This window comes from Streptomyces yatensis, assembly GCF_018069625.1.
Lineage (GTDB): Bacteria > Actinomycetota > Actinomycetes > Streptomycetales > Streptomycetaceae > Streptomyces > Streptomyces yatensis.
This window is the reverse complement of the sequence record NZ_CP072941.1, coordinates 8,182,459-8,198,789: the sequence shown is the minus strand read 5'-3', so window position 1 is coordinate 8,198,789 and position 16,331 is coordinate 8,182,459. Positions and strand designations below refer to the sequence as shown.

Annotated in this window: 10 protein-coding genes and 1 pseudogene; 4 read left to right on the top strand and 7 right to left on the bottom strand. The window is 71.0% G+C overall.

Translation table 11 applies throughout. The features are described from left to right. Positions 1-12: 12 nt before the first annotated feature. The 6 genes and pseudogenes from J8403_RS43935 to J8403_RS34225 form a co-directional block, all read right to left on the bottom strand. Positions 13-909, bottom strand: a complete 897-nt coding sequence (locus J8403_RS43935; RefSeq protein WP_246586411.1) for a Vgb family protein — start codon at positions 907-909, stop codon at positions 13-15. A gap of 33 nt (positions 910-942) precedes the next feature. Then, positions 943-1,743 (bottom strand): annotated as a pseudogene (locus tag J8403_RS44445) (alpha/beta hydrolase); the annotation flags it as partial. Positions 1,744-1,835: 92 nt separating this feature from the next. Further along, positions 1,836-2,573, bottom strand: coding sequence for a helical backbone metal receptor (locus J8403_RS34240; protein ID WP_211126528.1), 738 nt, complete (start codon positions 2,571-2,573; stop codon positions 1,836-1,838). Positions 2,574-2,701: 128 nt separating this feature from the next. Next, positions 2,702-4,330: a TROVE domain-containing protein gene (locus tag J8403_RS34235; RefSeq protein WP_211126527.1), complete on the bottom strand. Its 1,629-nt coding sequence runs from the start codon at positions 4,328-4,330 to the stop codon at positions 2,702-2,704. Between the two features lie 422 nt (positions 4,331-4,752). Next, a complete protein-coding gene (locus tag J8403_RS34230; protein ID WP_211126526.1) occupies positions 4,753-7,374 on the bottom strand; it encodes an ABC transporter permease/substrate binding protein in 2,622 nt (873 codons plus the stop codon). Further along, positions 7,367-8,515, bottom strand: a complete 1,149-nt coding sequence (locus J8403_RS34225) for a quaternary amine ABC transporter ATP-binding protein (protein WP_211126525.1) — start codon at positions 8,513-8,515, stop codon at positions 7,367-7,369. Before J8403_RS34225 ends, J8403_RS34230 begins: the two co-directional genes overlap by 8 nt. Before the next feature lie 232 nt (positions 8,516-8,747). Between J8403_RS34225 and J8403_RS34220 the strand changes: the two genes are divergently transcribed. The 4 genes from J8403_RS34220 (at position 8,748) to J8403_RS34205 (ending at position 13,328) form a co-directional block, all read left to right on the top strand. After that, complete coding sequence (locus tag J8403_RS34220; protein WP_211128572.1) at positions 8,748-9,659, top strand: 5'-3' exonuclease; 912 nt, start codon at positions 8,748-8,750, stop codon at positions 9,657-9,659. A 46-nt stretch (positions 9,660-9,705) separates the two neighbouring features. Continuing rightward, positions 9,706-10,587, top strand: coding sequence for a siderophore-interacting protein (locus J8403_RS34215; protein ID WP_211126524.1), 882 nt, complete (start codon positions 9,706-9,708; stop codon positions 10,585-10,587). Positions 10,588-11,134: 547 nt separating this feature from the next. Further along, positions 11,135-11,917 carry an IPT/TIG domain-containing protein gene (locus tag J8403_RS34210; RefSeq protein ID WP_211126523.1) on the top strand — a complete coding sequence of 261 codons (783 nt, stop codon included), beginning with the start codon at positions 11,135-11,137 and terminating at the stop codon, positions 11,915-11,917. 148 nt (positions 11,918-12,065) lie between these two features. After that, positions 12,066-13,328 carry an IPT/TIG domain-containing protein gene (locus tag J8403_RS34205; RefSeq protein ID WP_211126522.1) on the top strand — a complete coding sequence of 421 codons (1,263 nt, stop codon included), beginning with the start codon at positions 12,066-12,068 and terminating at the stop codon, positions 13,326-13,328. A 57-nt stretch (positions 13,329-13,385) separates the two neighbouring features. Here J8403_RS34205 and J8403_RS34200 read toward each other — a convergent pair whose 3' ends face one another. Beyond that, positions 13,386-16,208 (bottom strand): DEAD/DEAH box helicase, encoded by a 2,823-nt coding sequence (locus J8403_RS34200; protein ID WP_211126521.1) that lies wholly within the window; start codon positions 16,206-16,208, stop codon positions 13,386-13,388. Positions 16,209-16,331 lie beyond the last annotated feature (123 nt).

Genomic DNA, 16,331 nt, shown 5'->3' with positions numbered 1-16,331 from the left:
GGGCCGAGACGGTCACCGGGGGACGTCGATCCTGGCCAGGGAGCCCGTTTCCAGGGCGCACCACAGCGCGCCGTCGTACGGGGCGATGCCGTGCGGTTCGCAGTCGGCTCGGGGCAGGTCGTACGCCGTGATCCGGCCGTCGGTGGTGATGCGTCCGACCCCGCCGCGGCCCCATTCGGTGAACCACAGCGCCCCGTCGGGGCCGGGGGTGATGGCGTGCGGCCGCGCCTCGCGGTCGGGCAGCGGGTACTCGGTGACGGTGCCGTCCACCGTGATGCGGCCGATCTGCCCCGCGCCGATCTCGGTGAACCACAGGGCGCCGTCCGGCCCTTGGGCGATGCCCACCGGCGCGGCGGCCTCGGTCGGCAGGGGGTGGACGGTCGCCACGCCGTCCATGGTGATCCGGCCGATGGCGTTGCCCTGGTTGAGGGTGCACCACATCGCGCCGTCGGGACCGGCCGCCAGGGCGGACGGGAAGGCTCCGGGCGCGGGGTACTCGGTGATGTCGCCGTCCATGGTGATCCGCCCGATGCGGTCGGCGCCCGACAGCGTGAACCATATGGCCCCGTCCGGGCCCGCGGCGATCCCGTACGGGCCGCCCTCGGCGGTCGGCGGTGCGTAGGAGGAGATCGCGCCGTCCACGGTGATCCGGCCGATGCGGTGGGTGCCGTATTCGGTGAACCACAGGGCGCCGTCGGGCCCCCGGGCGATCACCGTCGGTCCGGCTCCCACGGGGTGGACGGTGATCCCGCCGTCCGTGCCCCTGCGGCCGATCGCGCCCTGGTGGACCAGGGTGAACCACAGGGCGCCGTCGGGGCCGCCGGTGAGCGCGTAGGGCCCCGCGTCCGGCGGGCTGACGGTGAAGACGCGGACCGGGTCGGCGAGCCACCGGCCGATCCGGCCCAGCAGCACCTCGCCCGGCTCGGACAGGTGGAAGGCGTGTGGCATGTCCGCGTACTCCTCCAGGCGCACGCTCACCCCGGCGGCGTCGGCCGCCTCGGAGAAGCGGCGGGCGTCGTCCAGGAGCACCTCATCCGTGCCGACGGCGATCAGCAGCGGCGGCAGCCCGCGCGGATCCCCGTACAGCGGCGACTGCGGGGTCTGGTCGGCGGGCGCGCCGGCCAGGTACTGGGCGCGCAGGGAGTCGAGGGCGGCCCGGCTCATGACGTCCTTACCGTCGTTGGCGGCAAGCGACGCACCGGTAAGGGCGAAGTCGGTGACGGGTGAGACCACGACCGCGGCCCCGGGCCGCGGACCGCCGGTCCGCCCGATCTCCAGCAGGGCGGACAGCACCAGCGTGGCCCCGGCCGACTCACCGGCGAGTACGACCTCGGCGGCGGGGACGCCCTCGTCCAGCACGCTTCGCCAGGCGGCCAGGACGTCCTCGAGCGCCGCGGGATAGGGGTGTTCGGGCGCCAGCCGGTAGTTCACCCGCAGGGCGGGGCGTCCGGTGGCCTTCGACAGCCGATAGGCCATCACCCGCTCGGCCTCGGGCATGGTGTGGGCGAACCCGCCGCCGTGCACATAGATCACCGCGCCGCCGCGGGCGCCGGGTGCGCGGACCCAGTCGCCGCGCACCTCGGCGTCGTCCGGGAGCGGGGCGGCGATCAGCGCGTCGGCGCGGTCGCGGACCGCTCGGGCCGCCTCGGGCGCCGCGGGTACGGCGATGACGTTCAGCAAGGGTCCTCCGTGGTGGGGTGGTCCGGACTCGCGGGGGTCGGGATCGACTCCCGTAGCGAGCATTACTCTGTGCGGCCGGCGCGAGGAGGCCCTGGCCAGCGCGAGGAGGCCTGGCCGCCGCCCTCGGCCGTACCCGCTCGGATGTGCGTCCGCCGTCAGCGCGCCGCCGCCAACGCGGCCGTAAGGGCGGCGGGCGCCTCGGCCAGCGAGGGGCCGTACCAGGTCAGGTGACGACCGCTGACCAGGGCCGCCGGTATGCCGGGAAACGCCTCGGGGCCGTCGTCGGCCGTGAAGCGGTACGGCTCGTCGGGCAGCACCACCAGATCCGCGTTCCGCGCCGTCAACTCCTCGATCGGGATGCGGGGATAGCGCTCGGGATGCGTGCTGTAGAGGTGCCGTACGCCCAGCCGGGCCAGGACGTCGCCGGCGAAGGTGTCCCGGCCCAGCACCATCCACGGACGCCGCCACACCGGTACGACGGCCAGCCGCGCCGGGCCACTGGCCGTGACGTCCGCCCAGGCGGCCTCGGCCGCGTCCAGCCAGCCGGGCCTGGCCAGTCCGCAGCCGCCCACCAGGACCCGCTCCAGCTCGGTGAACGCCTGGTCCAGGGTGCGCACTTCGGTCACCAGGACCTCGAGACCGGCGGCGCGCAGCGCGGCGAGGTCGGAGGGGCGGTTCTCCTCCTCGTTGGCGATCACGAGGTCCGGTGCGAGGGCGGCGATCCGGGCGGTGTCGGGGTTCTTGGTGCCGCCGATGCGCTCCGCCGCGAGGCCGGGCGGATGGGTGCACCAGTCGGTCACTCCGGCCAGCAGCTCCGGCGCGGTGGCGGCGACGGCCTCGGTGAGCGAGGGCACGAGGGACACCACGCTTCGTACGGGGGTGCGAGAGCTCATCGCTCCACGGTACGGCGCGGCCGGTCTCGCGGTTCCGCAAGGCCGGATACGAGCCGTAAGGCCGGGATGCGAGCCGTAAGGCCGGGATGCGAGCCGTAAGGGCGGGATGGGATCCGTAAGGCCCGCATCTACGCCGCCTCCCACGGCCAGACGGTCCGGCCGCCGCTGCCGTCCCGGTCGCCCTCCGACAGCAGCCCGACCATCGTGAACAGCTTGTCGCTGAAACCGCCGATCTCGTACCGGTTCGGCCGGCCGGTGTCGATGGACGTGGCCGCGTAGCCGGTGGTGTTGACGCCGAACACCGGCACCCGCGACGGAACGGCCTCCGATACCGGCACGGACCGGCCGCCGCGAGCGTCGGCGAACGCCTGCATGTCCGAGACGATCACCACCCGGTCGTGGCCGCGGTAGGCCGCCCGCAGCGCCGCCCCCGTCTCCGTGCCATGCCCGACCTCGCCGATCCGCGCGCAGAATCCCTCGATGTCGCGGAGCGCCGAACCACCCGGGGTCAGCCGGTGGCCGAAGTGCCCGGAGGCGAAGCCGACCAGGTCCACCTGGCAGCCGCGGTGTGCGAGCGCGACCCCGAAGAGCGCGCCGATGTCCACATGGCGCACCTGGGAGCGGCCCGAGACCGGCGCCTGCATGGAGCCGGAGGTGTCCACGAGCACCAGGGTGCGGCCCGGCAGTGCCGGGACGGCCGCCGTGGCCGCGGTCAGCGCCCGGTCCAGGGCGTGGCCCCAGCGCAGTGACGGCGCGGCCCGGTACGCGGACAGGAAGCGGTACGGGAACTGACGGGAGCGGGCCACCTCCGCCGGGTCGGCCAGCCGTGCCGCGATCCGCTCGGCGACCGCGTCCGGCAGTCCGGCCTCGTCGAGGTTGCGCAGATTGCGCAGCAGCGCCATGTAGCCCATCGAGGGCAGTACGGCCTGCCAGGCCACCGCGTCCATCGGCCCCTGCAGCCAGCCCGCGAGTGCCTCCCAGGTCATCCCGGCGGTGCGGAGCGCTTCGGCGGCGTCCGGCCGCTCCAGCACGGCGCGGCGCTCCCACTGCGGCAGGGCGGTCAGCCGGGCGCGGGCGCGCAGGGTGCGCAGCGAGACCGGGGGCGCGGCGTCCCGGTGGTGGCGGCGGTCGATGGCGTGCCGGAACAGCTCGCTCTGCCAGGGCTTTTCGGGGTCCGGGGCGGCGTGCACCAGCTCCAGGACGTCGGCGAAGCGGAAGTCGTGGCTTTCGGTGTCGTGCTTGAGCAGTGAGCGCTCGGTGTAGAGGCGGCGGGCGGCGTCGGCGAGGCCGCGCTTGACCGGCTTGGGCAGCGCGCGGCCGTGGTGGGCGGTCCAGTAGGCGAGGAACTCACCGGGCTCGTCGGCGCGCAGACACGCGGCGTCGACGATGCGGCGGTTGCCGCCGTGCAGCCCGGCCGCGCGACGTGCCGCGACGGCCTCGGCGGCGGCGACCAGCGAGGCGGTGCGCATCTGGGCCTCGCCGCGCAGCCAGGTGATGAAGCGCGCGGTCCACTCGGCGTCCTGGACGGCGACGGTGCGGACGAGGGTGCGGAAGCGGTCGTCGCGGTCGCCGGAGGACTCGTAGAAGGTCTGCTCGCCGACCATGTTCACCACGGCCAGGAGCACCAGTTCGGACCTGCTGTCGCGGGTGACGGCGGCGGCGCCCTCATAGGTGGTCGTCGGAGCCGTGGTCGTCGTGGTGGCCGTGGTGGTCGTCGTGTCCGTGGCGCGCCGGATGGCGCGGTTGAACTTCGTCATGCTGCCATGCCTCTCCCCCGAGTGGGCATTGGAGGGAGGCGGCGCACCGGTGCGTCGGCAGCGCCTGAGGTCGAAAGTGGGCGGCGGTCCGCTCTGGGAAAGGAAGTAACCGCGGCCCGCGCACCAGGCGCTCCGATGCCGTGCGCGCGCCTCCCGAGATCAGAGTCGACGACGGTACGTTTCCCACCCCGCGCCGGCGGGGTGTTTCAGGAATCGAACCCAAATCGACCGAAGTAGCCGTCGTCTTCGCACCGGGAGGTGCGTTCACGGATACGACAGTAGGGGGCCGGTTCCTTCGCCGTCATCCGGTTTTCTCCGCCCGCGGGACCGGGGGACCACACACCGCGGCCCGGAGCGAGATGCTCCGGGCCGCGGTGTGTGCGTGGGGTCCGCCGTGGGTCAGCGGACCACCTGGTGGCAGGTCAGGAAGCCACCGGCGCCATCTTGTCGACGATGCCGGGGTGGGCGTCCATCCACTTCTGGACGCCCTTCTCCTCGTTGCCCTTACCGGCGTCCTGGATCGACGCCTCCAGGCTCGCGAGTTCCTTCTCGGTCATGTGCCACTTCTTCAGCCACCCGTTGAACTCGGGGAACTTCTTCGGGAAGGACTTGTTGGCCAGCGTGTGGAGCTGGTTGCTGGCCCCGAAGGCCTTCTTCGGGTCGGCGAGCTTGGTCAGCTTGTACTTGCTGTAGGCCCAGTGCGGGGTCCACAGGACGACCGCGACCGGCTCCTTCTTGGCGTACGAGCGCTCCAGCTCGGCCAGCATCGCCGGCGAGGAGCCGTCACTGACCTTGTACTCCTTGTCCAGGCCGTACTGCTTGAGCACATTGCCCTTCAGGAGCTTCATCTCGCCGGTCCCGGGCTCGATACCGACGATCTTGCCGCCGAAGGTGCCGGACTTCCCCTTGAGGTCGGCGAGCGACTTCACGTCCTTGACGTAGGACGGCACCGCGATCTCCAGGGAGGTCTTGTCGTACCACGACCCGACATCTACCAGGTTCTTCTTGTATCTGTCCCAGTACTGCTTCTGGGCGACCGGTAGCCAGCCGTCGAACTCGACATCGACCTGTCCGGTGCTCATACCGGTGAACATCGAGCCGACGTCGTACTGCTTGATCTCCGGCTTGTAGCCACGCCGCTCGAGGACGTTCTTCCACAGGTAGGTGGTGGCGATGTCCTCGTCCCACGGGAAGTAGCCGATCATCGGCGCGGCGCCCGCGTCCTTGCCCTTCTGGTCGGCGCCGCCGGGCACCGGGGCGAGCTTATTGGCCATGCCCGGGTTCTGCTTCAGCCAGGCGCGCACGCCCTGCTGCTCCTTGCCCTTACCGGCGTCCTGGATCGCCGCCTCCAGGCTGGTGAGCTGCTTCTCGTCCAGCTTGAAGTCCTTGATCCACTTGGCGACCTGCGGGTTGTCCTTGGAGAAGCCCTTGCGCGCCAGGGAGTCGATGCGGTCGCCCTTGCCGAAGGCGCCCTTGGGGTCCTTCAGCTTGATGAGGTCGTACTTGTTGTACGCCCAGTGCGGGGACCACAGGGTGACCGCGATCGGCTCCTTCTTGGCGTAGGAGCGGTCCAGCTGGGAGAGCATGGCCGCGGTGGAGCCCTTGACCAGGGAGAAGTTCTTGTTCAGGCCGTAGCCCGGCATGACCTTGTCCTGCATCAGCTTCATCTCACCGGCGCCGGGCTCGATGCCGGTGATCTTCTTCTTGAAGGTGCTGGACTTCTTCTCCAGGTCCTCCAGGGTCTTGACGCCCTTGACGTACGAGGGCACCGCGACCTCCAGGGAGGTGGGTCCGTACCAGGAGCCGAGGTTCTCCAGCTTGTCCTTGTACTTCGCCCAGTAGGAGGCGTGGGTGGTGGGCAGCCAGGAGTCCGTCTCGAAGTCGATGTTGCCCGCGGCCATACCGGTGTACAGCGCGCCGACGTCGTACGACTGGACCTTGGGCTTGAAGCCGCGCTGCTCCAGGAGCTCCTTCCACAGGAAGGTGGAGGCGACGCCCTCGTCCCAGTTGATGTAGCCGATGTTGACCGACTGGCCCTTGCCGACGTTGGCGGAGACCTCGGGTCCCTTGTCGTCGCCGCCGAACATGCTCATGCCGCCGGCGACCAGCGCCAGGACGACGACGCCGACCATGGCGACGGAGGTCGCCGGACGCCAGTGCAGCACCTTGAGGCCGCTGAGCGCCTTGGCCTTCTCCTTGGCCAGCGCACGGCGGGCCAGCGGGGAGACGCGCTGGTTGAGCGCGCTGGTCATCCGGTCCAGGTACATGGCCAGGATGACCACCGCGATACCGCCCTCGAAGCCCATGGCGACGTCGACGGAGCTGATCGCCTGGAAGACGGTGGAGCCCAGGCCCTCGGCGCCGACCATGCCGGCGATGACGACCATGGACAGCGCCAGCATGATCACCTGGTTGACGCCCGCCATGATGGTGGGCAGGGCCAGCGGGAGCTGGACGCGCAGGAGGGTGCGGCGCGGATGGGTGCCGAAGGCGTCGGCCGCCTCGACCAGCTCCGCATCCACCTGCCGGATACCCAGTTCCGTCATGCGGACGCCCGGGGGCATCGAGAAGATGACGGTGGCGACGACGCCGGGGACCACCCCGAGGCCGAAGAAGAAGATGCCGGGGATCAGGTAGACGAAGGCGGGCATCGTCTGCATGAAGTCCAGCACCGGACGGATCACGGCGCTCACCGCGCGGTTGCGCGAGGCCCAGATGCCCAGCGGCACCGCGAACACGATGGTGATCACACCGGCGACCAGCACCAGTGCGAGGGTGTTCATCGCCTCGCCCCACAACTCGATCGAGTCGATGAGGGCGAATCCCAGGAAGGCGAGCACGGCCGGCAGCAGTCCGCGCAGCCACCAGGCGAGCAGCGCCAGGATGCCCGCGAACAGCAGCGGCTCGGGGCCGCTGAGCACGGTGTTCAGCCCGTCGTACATGCCCTGCACGACGCTGGAGATGAAGTCGAAGAGCCAGCTCAGATTGTCTCGGAGCCAGTTGACGCCGGAGTTGATCCAGTCGCCGAGCTGAAGCCTAGGCACCGGTGATCACCTTCTTGGCGGCCTCGGGCGCGTCCGGGGTGTCACCGGCCGGCGGCTGTGCGCCGTCGGGTCCGGAGTCCGGCTCGCCGAGGACGGCGAGCAGCCGGGCGCGGGTGACGACGCCGACCAGCGCACCGTCGTCGTCGGTGACGGCGACCGCGACCCCGCTGCGCGAACAGGGCCGGAACAGCTCGATGATCGGCGTGGACTCGGGGACGGTGGCGGGGGCGGCCGCCAGCACGTCCTGCTCGGTACGGAGCGTGGTCCCGTCGTCGGTCTCGCTGCCCAGCGCCTCGCTCGGTTCGGCCATGATCGCGCCGGCGGTGAGCACCCGGCTGCGGTCGACGTCCTGGGTGAAGGAGGCGACGTAGTCGTTGGCCGGGGTGACCAGGATGTCCTCGGCGGTGCCGATCTGCACGATCTGGCCGTCGCGCATCACGGCGATACGGTCGCCGAGCCGCATGGCCTCGTTCAGGTCGTGGGTGATGAAGACGATGGTCTTCTTGAGCCGCTTCTGCAGCTGGAGCAGCTGGTCCTGCATATCGCGCCGGATCAGCGGGTCGAGCGCGCTGAAGGACTCGTCCATCAGCAGCATGTCGGCGTCGGTGGCCAGGGCGCGGGCGAGCCCGACGCGCTGCTGCATACCACCGGAGAGCTCATCGGGCCAGGACTTCTCCCAGCCGGCCAGGCCCACCATCTCCAGCGCCTCGGTGGCGCGCCGGACGCGCTCCTCGCGCGGCACACCCTGCACCTCGAGGCCGTAGGCGGCGTTCTCCAGCACGCTGCGGTGCGGGAAGAGGGCGAAGTGCTGGAAGACCATGCTGATCTTGCGGGACCGCACCTCGCGCAGGTCCTTGGGGCTGAGCACGGTCAGGTCGTCGTCGTCGAAGAGCACGCGTCCCGCGGTCGGCTCCAGCAGCCCGTTCAGCATGCGCAGCAGCGTGGACTTACCGGATCCGGACAGACCCATGACGACGAAGATCTGACCCTCCTCGACGGTGAAGGAGGCATCGATGACCGCTGCTGTCGTCCCGCTCGCGCGGAGCTCTTCACGGTCCGCGCCGCTCTCGAGCTGCGCCACCGCCTCATCGGGTCGTCTGCCGAACACCTTGTACAGGCGTTCGGCTCGCAATGTGGCCACATGTACCTCTCAGATCGCACCAAAAAACGACCCGCCACCCCCGCCGGCGGGTCGTGGAGCGGCACGGCATCGGACCGCGGACCGCCGCAATAGTTGAAGTACTGAACGGGTTCGCTCCGGAGGCGCGCCTGCCCTGATCGGTTTGGCGTAAACCAAACGGTGATCCACATCACATTATCCCAGGAGTTCTGTCCGTCGGGTAGTGCATGATCGGGGTGTGACGCGACGCCTGATGCTCCTCGACACCGCCTCCCTCTACTTCCGAGCCTATTTCGGAGTGCCGGATTCGGTCCGGGCCCCCGACGGCACGCCGGTGAACGCCGTGCGCGGGCTCCTCGACTTCATCGCCCGGCTCGTCCAGGACCACCGCCCGGACGATCTGGTGGCCTGTATGGACTTCGACTGGCGCCCGGCCTGGCGGGTCGCGCTGATCCCCACCTACAAGGCCCACCGGGTCGCCGAGGAGGCCCCGGAGGGCGCCGGGGTGGACCAGGAGGAGGTGCCGGACACCCTCTCCCCGCAGGTCCCGGTGATCGACGAGGTGCTCGACGCGATCGGCATCGCGCGGGTGGGCGCCGCGGACTACGAGGCCGACGATGTGATCGGCACGCTCACGGGCCGGGCGGGCGGCCCGGTCGACATCGTCACCGGCGACCGCGATCTGTTCCAGCTGGTGGACGACGAGCGCGGGGTGCGGGTGCTCTACCCCGTCAAGGGCGTGGGCACCCTGCAGCTGATCGACGAGTCCTACGTGCGCGAGAAGTACGGGGTCGACGGCCGCGGCTACGCGGATCTGGCGCTGCTGCGCGGCGACCCGAGCGACGGGCTGCCGGGGGTGCCCGGCGTCGGCGAGAAGACCGCCGCCAAGCTGCTGGCCGCTTACGGCGACCTGGCGGGGATCATGGCCGCCGTCGACGACCCGGCCGCCAAGCTGACCCCCACCCAGCGCAAGCGGCTGGCCGAGGCGCGCCCGTATGTCGAGGTCGCCCCGAAGGTGGTGCGGGTGGCCTCGGATGTGGCACTGCCGGCCTTCGACCCGGCGCTGCCGCGGTCACCGCGCGACCCCGGAGCCGTGGAGTCGCTCGCGGAACGGTGGGGATTGGGCGGATCTTTGCGCAGATTGCTGTCCACTCTCGAGGGGTGAGCTGTTAGGTTAGGTAAACCTAACTCTTATTGATCAGGGAGGTGCCATGGCGGACCGTCCGGCCCGTAAGACGCGCACGCCGCATCGCGCACAGGTGGTGCGCACCGACCGGCTGACCCCGCACATGGTGCGGGTCGTCCTGGGCGGCGGCGGCCTCGCCGACTTCCACGCGGGCGAGTGGACCGACCACTACATCAAGCTGCTCTTCCCGACCGGGGGCGCCACCTACCCCGAGCCGTTCGACCTGGAGCGGATCCGTGCCGAGTTCCCGCGCGAGCAGTGGCCGGTCACGCGGACGTACACGGTGCGGGCCTGGGACCCGGCGGCCCGCGAGCTGACGGTGGACTTCGTGACCCATGGCGACGAGGGGCTGGCCGGGCCGTGGGCCTCGCGGGTCCAGCCGGGCGAGGAGATCCACTTCATGGGGCCGGGCGGTGCCTACGCCCCGGGCGCCGAGGCCGACTGGCATCTGCTCGCGGGGGACGAGAGCGCGCTGCCCGCGATCGCCGCCGCGCTGGAGCGGCTCACCGACAGCCGGGCGGGCGGCGCGGCCGCGGTGCCGGTGCACGCGTTCATCGAGGTGGCGGACGAGACGGAGGAGCTCAAGCTCACCGTGCCCGAGGGGGCCCGGGTGAGCTGGCTGCACCGGGGCGCCGCGCCGGTCGGCGAGGCACTGGTGGCGGCCGTCCGGGGGCTGGAGTTCCCGCCCGGCCAGGTGCACGCCTTCGTCCACGGCGAGGCGGGCTTCGTGAAGGAGATCCGCCGCCATCTGCGCCTCGAGCACCAGATCCCGCGCGAGTGGCTTTCCATCTCCGGGTACTGGCGGCGCGGCCATGACGAGGACGGCTGGCAGGCGTCGAAGCGCGAGTGGAACCAGCAGGTCGAGGCGGAGCAGGAGAAGTCGGGGCCCGAGGAGGCCGCGGCGTAGCGGACGCGCCACGTACGACCGGACACGTACGACCAGCAGGCCCCGGCCGGGAGCATCCGGCCGGGGCCGTTGCGTGTTCCCGGGCCGGGGCAGGGGTGCGTTCCGGGCCTCCGCAGCCACGGCAGAGTACCGGCGTCGATCCGGCGGCGGAGAGCGCACTCCGGCTCACAGGAGATGACGGCGAAGCCTTGACATATCGTCATATGAGCTCCGCACACGCCTTTTTCACACCTTCCGCACCTATCACTCTTTTGATTGACTCACATCGAGCGAGAGTTCCGGCACCGCAGTAGATCTCGGCGCCGACCAGTTCTCTGCACGGCTCGCCCTACTGCGGCCGGCACCCAGGCACGAGTCACTCTCAAGTCGCCACCACCGGACATGCCGTCTCCGCCGAAGGCCGTGGCGTCCCGGGCCCGTGGGGTCCATCTCCTTCCCACCCCTCCGCACAGCGGAACCCGCTGCGGTCAACGGTCGCGTTGCCCATCCCTCCCGCTCCCGGCACACCCCACACACCAGAGCAGGATGATCAAAGAGGAGAACACCCATGCCCATCACCTCCCTCACTCCCAGCCAGGGCACGGTCGGCACCACCGTCAACATCAACGGCACTTCGCTCGGCACCACCGTCTCGGTGAACTTCGGCGGCGCCGTCGTCAGCCCGACGTCGGTCACCAACACCCTGGTCACCTTCGTGGTTCCCGCCAGCGCGCCGTGCTCGGGTCAGGTCTCGGTCAGCACCAACCTGTCGAACGGGACCAGGACGAACGCGGTGCCGTTCTTCGTCATCGCGAGGCCGACGACCACCGGGCTGGACGAGACCTGTCTGCCCGCCGCCGGGGGTGCGCTCACGGTCTTCGGCACCGGCTTCGCGGCCGGGGGCACCGTCAACGTGGGCGCGCTCACTCCGGTCGCATTCGCCGCCGGCGGCAGCAACACCCAGGTCACCGTCACGGCCCCGGCCCACACCCCGGCCGGCTGCTTCGACACCCAGCAGGTCACGGTCACCACGGCGGGCGGTACCGGGACCGCGGGCACGGCCCTGATCGACTACTACAACGCACCGACGCTGACAGCGGCCACACTGACCCCTGCCACGGGCGCGGCGGGGACCGAGACCACCATCGACGGCGCCACCTGTCTCATCGGCATCACCGACGTCACGTTCACCGACTCGGCCGCCACCGCCTTCACGGGCCTGCCCTTCACCCCCATCGACGACACTTCCATCGTCACCGCGGTGCCCGCCGCGGCGGCCGCGGGCGCCGGAGCCTTCACGATCACCACTTGTGGCGGTACATCCGGGCCCGCCGCCTTCACGGTCACCTGATCCACCGACCGTCGGCGGGCAAACCCCGCACGGTCACCCCGGTCAGCACCCCGCATGGCACACGGTGATTTCCGACCCCCGTGCCCTGGCCGACGTCCCGCCGGTCAGGGCACGGCCGTCCGCACGGCTCAAGAAGGAGAAGGGCATCATGGCCCCCGTAGTGACCAGCGTCAGCCCCACACAAGGCAATCCGGCCGGGGGCACCCCTGTCACCATCAGTGGTTCCGGTTTCACCGGAACCACCGTGGTCAGGTTCGGCTCCAACCTGGCCACCAATGTGGTCGTCGTGAGCAGTACACAGATCACTGCCAGAACCCCGGCGGGAAGCGGCACGGTGAAGGTGACCGTCACGGGACCGACGGGCACCAGCACCCAGAACGTGTTCTTCACCTATACGACGGTCGCGGCTCCGGTGCTCACCATGCTCAGTCCGGCCTCGGGGCCCACCTCCGGCGGCAATACGGTCACCATCACCGGCACCAACCTGGCCGGGGCCACCCAGGTCCTCTTCGGCGCCACCCCCGCCACCATCCTCACCAACACCCCCACCCAGATCACCGCCACCGCCCCCGCGGGCACCGGCACCACCAACGTCACCGTCACCACCCCAGGCGGCACCAGCAACCCCCTCCCCTACACCTACGCCGCCACCCCCGCACCCACCATCACCAACCTCAACCCCACCTCAGGACCCACCTCCGGCGGCAACATAGTCACCATCACCGGCACCGGACTCTCGGGTGCCATCCAGGTGCTCTTCGGTGCCACCCCGGCCACCATCCTCACCAATACGCCCACCCAGATCACCGCCACCGCACCGGCGGGGCCGGCGTCCGTGGTGAACGTGACCGTCACCACGCCGGGGGGCACCAGCAATCCGCTGCCGTACGTCTATGTCGCCGCCCCCGTCGTCATCGGGGTGAGCCCGCAGTTCGGTTCGGACGCCGGCGGCAACACCGTCACCATCATCGGCAGCAACCTGGCCCTGGCCAGCGCTGTCCACTTCGGCCCCAACCTCGCCACCGGCCTCACCGTGATCTCCGACAATCAGCTGACGGTGACCGCTCCCGCCGGAACCGGCACGGTCGTGGTCACCGTGACCACACCGGGCGGCACCAGCACGCTGGGCCCCGGGAGCCCGTACTACACCTACCTCGGCGCTCCGGTCATCACGTCGCTCATCCCCAACCAGGGCTCGGAGTCGGGCGGCGACTCCGTCACGATCAACGGCTCCAACCTCACCTACACCGACGCCGTGACCTTCGGCGGAATCCCGGCCTCCTTCAGCGTGCTCTCGGACGCCCTGGTCGTGGCGACGACTCCGGCCCACGCGGCCGGAACGGTCAATGTCCAGCTCCACACCCCCGCGGGCAACAGCAACACCCTCCCCTTCACCTACGACCCGGCCTGAGCCCGCCGAAGCGAGGGACCGGCTCAGGCCGGCGACCGGCTCAGGCCGACGACCGGCTCAGCCGACCGAGGAGTACGCCACGACCCCGCGCAGCAGCCCGTCGACCGCACGGCGGGCGCTCCGGGCCACCGAGCCCTCCGGGGCCGCCGCGGCGATCTGGCCGAGCACATCGATCAGTTGCTTGGTCCAGCGCACGAAGTCCCCGGCCGGCATGTCGATGTCCCGCAGCACCTCGTCGAGCCCATGGCCGGACGCCCAGCGGTAGGCGGCCCAGGCGAAGCCCAGGTCCGGCTCGCGCTGGCCGACGCCCTCCGCCTGGTTGATCCTGTGCTCCTCCTCGAGGGCGTCCAGCCGCCCCCATATGCGGACCATCTCGCCGAGCGCGTCCTTGGCCCGGCCCGGGGGCAGTTTGGGCGGCAGCGCGTCATCGGCCGTCCGCGCCTCGTAGACGAGCGCGGAGGCGCAGGCCGCCAGCTCGGCGGGGGGCAGCCCCTCCCAGACGCCCTCGCGCAGGCATTCGCTGGCCAGCAGGTCCAGCTCGCCGTACAGCCGCGCCAGCCGCTTCCCCACGTCCGTGACCTCGTCGCCGCGCAGATAGCCGAGCTCGCTCAGCAGGGAGCAGATCCGGTCGAAGGTGCGGGCGATGGTGTTCGTCCGGCCCTCGATGCGCCGCTCCAGCTGCCGGGTGTCGCGCAGCAGCCGCTGGTAGCGCTCGCCCCAGCGGGCGTGGTCCTCGCGGTCGCTGCAGCCGTGGCAGGGGTGGGCGCGGATGGCCGCGCGCAGCCGGGCGATCTCGGTGTCGTCGGCGGCGGCCGAGCGCTCCTTGCGGCGGCGCCCCACATCGTGGTGACCGGCCTTGCTGCGCAGCGCGGAGGCCAGATCGCGGCGGGACTGGGGGCTGCGCGGATTGAACGACTTGGGGATCCGCATCCGGTCCAGCGGCTCGACCGGGACGGGGAAGTCGATCGACGCCAGCCGCTTGACCTGCCGCTCGGCGGTGAGCACCAGGGGCCGCGGCCCGTCGTGGTACTCCATGCCGCGGTGGCCGCCGACCCGCCCGGCGGGCAGCCCGGGGTCCAGCACCAGTGCGAGCCCGGCGAACTTGCCGGTGGGCACATGGATGACATCACCGGGGCGGAGCTTCTCCAGGGCGACCGCGGCGGCCGCGCGCCGCTGGGCCGCACCCTGCTTGGCCAGCTCGGTCTCGCGGTCCTTGAGCTCGCGGCGCAGCCGGGCGTACTCGTCGAAGTCGCCCAGATGGCAGGTCATGGAGGCGCGGTAGCCCTCCAACCCCTCCTCGTTGCGCTGCACCTGACGGGAGATGCCGACGACCGCCTTGTCGGCCTGGAACTGCGCGAAGGAGGTCTCCAGCAGCTCGCGCGAGCGGTGCCGCCCGAACTGGGAGACGAGGTTGACCGCCATGTTGTACGACGGCTTGAAGGAGGAACGCAGCGGATACGTCCGGGTGCCGGCCAGCCCGGCGAGCGCCGCGGGGTCCATGGTGCGCTGCCACAGCACCACCGCATGGCCCTCGACATCGATACCGCGCCGCCCGGCCCGGCCGGTCAACTGGGTGTACTCACCGGGGGTGATGTCCGCGTGCTGCTCGCCGTTCCACTTGACGAGCTTCTCCAACACCACCGAACGGGCGGGCATGTTGATGCCGAGCGCGAGGGTCTCGGTGGCGAAGACCGCCTTGACCAGGCCGCGGACGAAGAGCTCCTCGACAACTTCCTTGAAGGTGGGGAGCATTCCGGCGTGGTGGGCCGCGATGCCCCGCTCCAGGCCCTCCAGCCATTCGAAGTACCCCAGCACATGGAGGTCTTCGTCGGGGATCCCGGCGGTGCGCTCCTCGACGAGGGCCCGCACCCGGGCGCGCGCCGCCTCGTCGTTGAGCCGCAGCCCCGCGTGGAGACACTGCTGGACGGCGGCCTGGCAGCCGGCCCGGCTGAAGATGAAGGTGATGGCGGGCAGCAGTCCCTCGGAGTCGAGCCGGTCGATCACCTCGGCCCGGCCGGGGGTCCAGATCCGGCTGCGCTGACGGCGCTCGCGCTCCCGGTCGGCCTCGCGCATATTGCGGCCGCGGCGCTTGTCGCGGCCGAAGGTGGGGCGGCTGCTCTCCATCCGGGCCAGCCGGACGAGATCGGGGTTGACCTCGCGGCGCCCGCTCTGGTCGCCGTCCCGGCCGCTCTTCTCCTCGAACAGGTCGTACATCCGGCGGCCGGCCAGCACGTGCTGCCACAGCGGCACGGGGCGGTGCTCGGAGACGATGACCTCGGTGTCACCGCGGACGGTGTCGAGCCAGTCGCCGAACTCCTCGGCATTGGAGACGGTCGCGGAGAGTGACACCAGCGTCACCGACTCCGGGAGGTGGATGATGACCTCCTCCCAGACGGCGCCGCGGAACCGGTCGGAGAGGTAGTGGACCTCGTCCATCACCACATGGCCGAGGCCGAGCAGCGACTGGGAGCCGGCATAGAGCATGTTCCGCAGCACCTCGGTGGTCATCACGACCACCGGGGCATCGGAATTGACGCTGTTGTCCCCGGTGAGAAGGCCGACCTTGTCGGCGCCGTAGCGCTTCACCAGGTCGGTGTACTTCTGGTTGGACAGCGCCTTGATGGGCGTGGTGTAGAAGCACTTGCGGCCCTGGGTCAGCGCCAGGTGGACGGCGAACTCGCCCACGATGGTCTTGCCCGAGCCGGTGGGAGCGGCGACCAGCACGCCCTTGCCGGCCTCCAGGGCCTTGCACGCCTCGATCTGGAAGGGATCCAGCTCGAAGTCGTACATCTCGCGGAAGGGGGCCAGCGCGGTGGCCTGCTCGGCGGCCCGGGTGCGGGACGCCGCATAGCGCTCGGCGGGAGTTAGCTCGTCGGTCATCGTATCTACGAGCCTACCGGCCACCTCCGACAGCGCACGCGATCTTTATCGGGGCTTTGTTCGGCCCGCCGGGCCGGGCGGGGCCGTGGACGGCTGCCCCGCCCGCGCCGGAAGCGGTTACGG